At 37.2% G+C, this 5875-nt stretch carries 8 protein-coding genes; 6 read left to right on the forward strand and 2 right to left on the reverse strand.

The genetic code is table 11. The annotated features are described in order from the left end of the window. The 6 genes from ABDH28_03185 to speE form a co-directional block, all read left to right on the forward strand. The coding region (locus ABDH28_03185) for an isoprenylcysteine carboxylmethyltransferase family protein (GenBank protein ID MEN2998023.1) at positions 1-255 on the forward strand (255 nt) is incomplete at its 5' end. 128 nt (positions 256-383) lie between these two features. Then, positions 384-1754 carry a 3-phosphoshikimate 1-carboxyvinyltransferase gene (gene aroA, locus ABDH28_03190; GenBank protein ID MEN2998024.1) on the forward strand — a complete coding sequence of 457 codons (1371 nt, stop codon included), beginning with the start codon at positions 384-386 and terminating at the stop codon, positions 1752-1754. 147 nt (positions 1755-1901) lie between these two features. Next, entirely contained in the window at positions 1902-2495 is a 594-nt protein-coding gene (lspA, locus tag ABDH28_03195) for a signal peptidase II (protein MEN2998025.1), read from the forward strand. Then, a complete protein-coding gene (locus ABDH28_03200; protein MEN2998026.1) occupies positions 2470-2907 on the forward strand; it encodes a hypothetical protein in 438 nt (145 codons plus the stop codon). The genes lspA and ABDH28_03200 overlap by 26 nt, the downstream gene beginning before the upstream one ends. A 15-nt stretch (positions 2908-2922) precedes the next feature. Continuing rightward, positions 2923-3441, forward strand: coding sequence for a translation initiation factor IF-3 (infC, locus tag ABDH28_03205; protein MEN2998027.1), 519 nt, complete (start codon positions 2923-2925; stop codon positions 3439-3441). Between the two features lie 27 nt (positions 3442-3468). Next, positions 3469-4320 carry a polyamine aminopropyltransferase gene (speE, locus tag ABDH28_03210; protein MEN2998028.1) on the forward strand — a complete coding sequence of 284 codons (852 nt, stop codon included), beginning with the start codon at positions 3469-3471 and terminating at the stop codon, positions 4318-4320. Here the strand turns inward: speE and obgE are convergent. Beyond that, complete coding sequence (gene obgE / locus ABDH28_03215) at positions 4309-5307, reverse strand: GTPase ObgE (GenBank protein MEN2998029.1); 999 nt, start codon at positions 5305-5307, stop codon at positions 4309-4311. The two genes, speE and obgE, sit on opposite strands and share 12 nt — an antisense overlap. Positions 5308-5314: 7 nt before the next feature. Beyond that, on the reverse strand, positions 5315-5875 hold a 561-nt coding region (gene holA, locus ABDH28_03220), incomplete at its 5' end, for a DNA polymerase III subunit delta (protein MEN2998030.1).

Consider the following 5875-nt stretch of genomic DNA (forward strand, 5'->3'; position numbering starts at 1 on the left):
AAGGCAATAAGACTAGTCAAAGAAGGCCCTTATGCATACATAAGACATCCAATATACATGGGGTATATACTGCTTTTCATATCGGCGTTTCTCATAACAGGATGGTGGTTATTCTCTCTGTTAGGAGAATTAATCATGCTATCTCTAGTTATATGGAGACTACCTATTGAAGAAAAAATGCTGGAAGAAAGATTTGGTTCCGAGTATGTAGAATATAAAAGTAAAGTCAAAATGTTCATACCATTTATACTCTAGATTTCCTAAACCGTGACATCCGAAGCAAAACAAAGTCTAAAACTCACAATAATGGAATCTACCAAATCTCCTAGTTATATCTTGAATTTAAAACATTGGTAGGTTAAAAATTCCTTAGAGCTAGAGAGATGTTAAAGGTAGAGAATGGAAATGTAAGGATATTTCCTATAAGAAGGTATGTTGAAAAGTCTCTTACAGTGCCTGGTTCAAAGAGCATAACAAACCGAGTTTTAGTCGTATCGGCAATGAATAGCAGGAAGATAAAAATAAAAAATGTTCTAGTATCCGATGATACTAACCACATGCTTAATGCTTTGGAGTCTCTCGGCTTTACTATAAACAAATACCACTATTCTAGAGAAAATGATTTTCCAGAAATTGCAGAATTTGTGAAATTCATTGAATCTAGGGCAAAGGACGGACTGGTTGTTGAAATAGGAGGTGAATGTATACCTAGCGGTTATATGGAGAGAGAAATTTTTACTGGAAACTCCGGAACAACCATGAGGTTTTTGTGTAGTTTCATACCGTTGTTTAACGGAGTTTTCACTCTTGACGGTGATCAGAGGATGAGAGAAAGACCTATCAGCGATCTTACAAATGCACTTAAGCAGATAGGCGTAGATATAAAAGATTCTAACGGCTTTCCACCAGTAACGATAAATGCTAAAGGTGAGGTCAAAGGTGGAAGCGTCAGAATCTCGGGAAAAATAAGCAGTCAATTCGTCTCATCAATGATACTGTCAGCTCCTATGTATTCTCAAGGACTTGAGATGGAAGTAGTGGATTGCTTAGTTTCAAAGCCGTTTGTTGATATGAGTTTGAAGATCCTAGAGCTCTTTGGAGTATCTGCGGAAAATGACAACTACAAGAAGATCGTAATACCCAAAGGAAAGTACTCCAGAAAAGAAGACTTCTTCGTTGAACCTGACCTAACTAATGCCTTTTATTTCCTATCCATACCATGTATAATTCCTGCAAAAATTTCTATATACGGAATTGGCAAAAATACAGTCCAAGGTGATATTGAGTTTTTAAAAATACTTGAGGAAGTCGGTTGTAAGATCTATACAGAGGATAATCATATAACTGTTGAGGGAGACGGAAATCCGAAAGGGATAGAAGTTGATATGAATAACATTCCTGATCTTGTGCAAACACTATCCGTGATCGCTCTGTTTGCAGATAGACCAACTTCCATCAGAAATGTCCACAATCTAAGGGTTAAGGAGACAGATAGGATAAAAGCTATATGTAGTGAGATAAAAAAACTCGGTGGAAAGGTTGAAGAATACGAAGATGGGCTAAAAATCATTCCCCAGAAAAACTACACTCCTGGAGTTATTTCCACATACAACGATCACAGAATGGCAATGAGTTTCTCACTCCTAGGTTTAAGAATAGATGGAATAGTTATCAGTGACTATAGGTGCACATCAAAAACTTTTCCATCTTACTGGAGTTATTTTGAATTTTTGTATCAAGACCATTTATATTAGATTATGATCTTGATGGTTTTGGAGAAGATGAGCGAAAGGCAAAGATTAGGAGATTTAAAAGAAGATCTACGAACCAACCAAAGGTGCGTAGCAATACTTTGCCTAGAAATGTATATAAAACCTCACAAAGCTTGGAAGAGATAGGGTATGGGTAGCTTTTCATCTAAACTAAAGATAACCTTGAAAAACATCCTAGAGTTTGCAGTTGTTAATGTGGTTACCATATCAATAGTTCTAGGTGTCTTGGTGTTAGATCAAGTAACAAAATATCTAGCAAGAACCTTTCTAGAGTACGGTAAGCCTGTGAACGTAGTTGGAGATTTTGTTAGATTCACGTTAGTATTCAACCGAGGAGTCAGCTTTGGAATATTTAACTCATCTGAAGCAACAGTAATTCATTTACTACTTCCGTTTCTGGTAATCTTGATCATCTTATTCTTGGTTTACGTTTATATAACAATTTCCAAGGAAATTGACATCTCTCTAATTCCTCTGGTTAAAGTTAGTTTTGGACTTATATGGGGTGGAGCCCTTGGTAATCTAATAGACAGAATCATCTTCTCCTACGTAACTGACTTTATAGATGTTGGAATCAAAAACATATGGAGATTTTACATATTCAATGTTGCAGATAGTTGCATAACGATCGGAACCTTGATTATTATATTTGCGATGATATATTCCGATATAACAAGAAAAAAGAAGCAAAAAGTATATGAAAGCGATAAAAGCATTTCTTAGTGGTGTAGGAAATTTCTTCAAAAATTCATTCTTATCCATAACTAAACCTTTCAAGGAAATCAGGAAGAAGATAATAATTAGGAAAGCAGAAAGGGAAATAACAGAGAAGCTAACACGGTTCAAAAGCGACTTTGATAGCTTTATGAATGAGTATTACGAGTATCTTCCTCTTCCTCAAGGTAAGTCAATAATCCAAAACACACTGAAATCAGGCAAAACTTTTTATCTTATTGTGTTCAACGATGTGAGGAAAAAATACGCATCAGTGCTGGAAATATTCTCTGACCCATATTTCCCATTGCCTCTACAGTATAACCTTTTACAAAGGATAGACATAACGACATTCATGGACAAAATAAGAGAAAATATGCAAAACAAGCTTGAAAACAAGAAGAAAGCTTTTCTTAATTAGATCAGGGTAAGGTGTATGAGGGATATAAAAAGTATAAGAGTCAACGAAAAGATAAGAGCCTCTGAGATTAGGTTGATTGATGTTGATGGCAAGCAAATAGGTATAGTGCCTATCTCCGAGGCGTTGAAGACCGCATACGAGAAAGGGCTAGATTTGGTTGAGGTAAGTCCCGATTCAAACCCACCTGTATGCAGGATAATGGATTTCGGTAAATACAAGTATCAGCTTGAGAAAAAAGAAAGAGAGGCAAAGAAGAAGCAAAAAGAAATTGAGGTCAAGGAGTTCAAGATAGGCTTCAACATAAGCGATCACGACTACTCCTACAGAAAGCAACACATGATAGAAATCCTTAAAGAGGGAAACAAGGTCAAAGTAACTGTTGTATTTAAAGGAAGGCAAATAGCCTTTAAGGACAAAGGATACGAGCTTATTGGCAAGATAGGTGAGGATCTGAGTGAGTATGGTGTGATGGAGAAAGAGCCCAAGTTTGAAGGAAAGAAACTGTCTGCTGTATTTGCCCCAAAAAGAAAGTAGTCATAACTAAGGTTTAGGAGAAAAGCTATGGAAAAAGATATAGTTTTTTTTGACAAAGATCCCTACGCTCCTGAGAATCACATCTATAGAGTCAAGGATATTCTGTTTTCTGGAAAGAGTGAGTATCAGGAGATCAAGGTTTTAGAGCTAGAGTGGTTTGGATTGGCCTTAGCTTTGGATAATGTTGTTCAGTTTACCGAGAAAGAAGAGTTTATATACCACGAAACACTCGCCCACATTCCTATGTTTACCCACCCAGATCCTAGAAATGTGCTAATAATTGGAGGAGGAGATTGCGGCGTTGCAAGAGAAGTATTAAGGCATAAAACGGTAGAATCCCTAACTCTCGTTGACATAGATAGAACAGTAACTGAAGTTTCAAAGAAGTATTTCTACAATCTCTTTAAGGAAGCATTTGAGGACCCAAGGCTAAAGATTTTACACGAAGATGGTTTGGAATTTGTTAAAAACTATAAAGGACAAAAGTTTGATGTTGTGTTGATTGACTTAACTGATCCCGTAGGACCAGCAAAACCTCTTTTTGAGGAAGAGTTTTACAGAATGGTATACGATGTGCTATCAGATGATGGAATAATGTCTGCACAAACCGAGTCTATCTGGTATCACAGAGATACAATAATAAGCGTCCAGAAAGCTCTGAAAAAAATCTTCCCAATAGTGGATCTCGCCTACTTCATAACTCCAGTCTACACAGGGTATTGGTGGTCAATCTCAATAGGTTCAAAAAAGTACAACCCTCGCACTGACTACAGAACCTGCATGCTCAAAACAAAGTATTACTCCGACGATGTAAGAGAAATCTCCTTCCTCCCAAAATCTCTATACAACAAACTAGTTGAAGGAAAGTTATTTGAATAAAAAGCTATCAATCAAGCTTTTTTTCACTTCTTCAATTCCCTCACAGGTAAGAGCAGAAGTTAGGAGAAAGGTGTATTTTCTTTTTGGTAACACTTTCTTCACGTCATCTACGATAGTGTGAATATTTTCTTTCTCTTCTGCCCTCAGTAGATCAATCTTGTTAAGCACTACAAACCTCATTCTCTCCAGCAAGGTTTCGTTGTAGTTTCTAATTTCACTGGTTATGATTTGAGCTTTTTCCACAGGTTTATCAACAATGTCAAGCACCAAGATCAGAAGTCTTGTTCTTTCAACATGCTTTAGGAATTCAAGCCCCAACCCTACCCCCATATGAGCATTTTCAATTATTCCTGGAATATCTGCAATCACTATTCTCCTATCACGATAAGAGAAAACCCCCAGAACTGGCTCAATAGTGGTAAACGGATAATCAGCCACTTTTGGTGTAGCACTTGTCAGTCTCCTGATAATTGACGACTTTCCAGCATTTGGGTAACCAACTAACCCTACATCAGCTATAAGCTTTAGGTCAAGGATTATTTCTCTCTCCTCTCCAAGTTCACCTCTAGTAAACTGTGTAGGAGTTTGGTTTACCGAACTTCTGAAATGCCAGTTCCCGAGTCCTCCTTTACCACCTCTAGCAACAACGATTTTATCCACATTCACCATATCAGCAATGAGTCTACCAGTCCTAGCATCTATAACTTGAACTCCTCTAGGAACTTCAATAATAACATCTTTCCCGTTAGCTCCATGGCATTTGCTACCTCTACCAGGTTTCCCATTCTCTGCTTTAAATACCTGTCCATCAACCAAATGAGAAAGAGTGGAAAGATTTGGATTAACCACTATTATGCAATCTCCCCCCTTACCACCATCTCCACCATCAGGACCACCTTTAGGCACATATTTCTCTCTCCTAAAAGAGACACACCCATCCCCCCCCTTACCACCAATAACCTTTATCCTAACAACATCCTTAAACATAATTCCCTCATGGCATTTGTAATATCAGCCTTTCCACATTAGCTAGCTTTAGATTCTCATCATAACCCCTAATAGAAGCCTCCAACTCTAGAATAAACTTCAACAAAAAAGAAACTTTTCTATTATCAACATTTTTGGCAACCTTCTTAATATTCCTAAGTTCAAAACTACTAATACCAGTTTGCTTAGATATCTCATCATCAGAAACACCCGTATCCAAAAACTTTTTAACCTTTAGAATCTTCTGAAGCTGAGAGTAGATAAGAGAACCTAAAGCAAAAACATCCTCACCTCTATCAATAATATTGTGAAGCGACAAGATCGCTCTATGCTTATCACCACTCATCAGCGCATTGAGCAAGTCAAATACACTACTCTCCCCAGATTTACGAAATAGTATTTCCATAGCCTTATCACTAGAGATATACTCACTGGGTTGAAAGTGATTCCTGATGTAGTTTATATCCTCCACTATAGCATTAACATTCTGTCCATTTCTCTCTATTAGTAAGCTTACTATCTCCTTGCTAGCCTCAATTCCTTCCTTAGAGAGAAGATTTTTCACATA

Source organism: Brevinematia bacterium (genome assembly GCA_039630355.1).
In the GTDB taxonomy this organism is placed as follows: domain Bacteria; phylum Spirochaetota; class Brevinematia; order DTOW01; family DTOW01; genus SKYB106.

Coding starts and splice junctions, on each gene's coding strand:
- aroA (MEN2998024.1), top strand. CDS start 384: ATGTTAAAGGTAGAGAATGGAAATGTAAGGATATTTCCTATAAGAAGG.
- lspA (MEN2998025.1), top strand. CDS start 1,902: ATGGGTAGCTTTTCATCTAAACTAAAGATAACCTTGAAAAACATCCTA.
- ABDH28_03200 (MEN2998026.1), top strand. CDS start 2,470: ATGAAAGCGATAAAAGCATTTCTTAGTGGTGTAGGAAATTTCTTCAAA.
- infC (MEN2998027.1), top strand. CDS start 2,923: ATGAGGGATATAAAAAGTATAAGAGTCAACGAAAAGATAAGAGCCTCT.
- speE (MEN2998028.1), top strand. CDS start 3,469: ATGGAAAAAGATATAGTTTTTTTTGACAAAGATCCCTACGCTCCTGAG.
- obgE (MEN2998029.1), bottom strand. CDS start 5,307: ATGTTTAAGGATGTTGTTAGGATAAAGGTTATTGGTGGTAAGGGGGGG.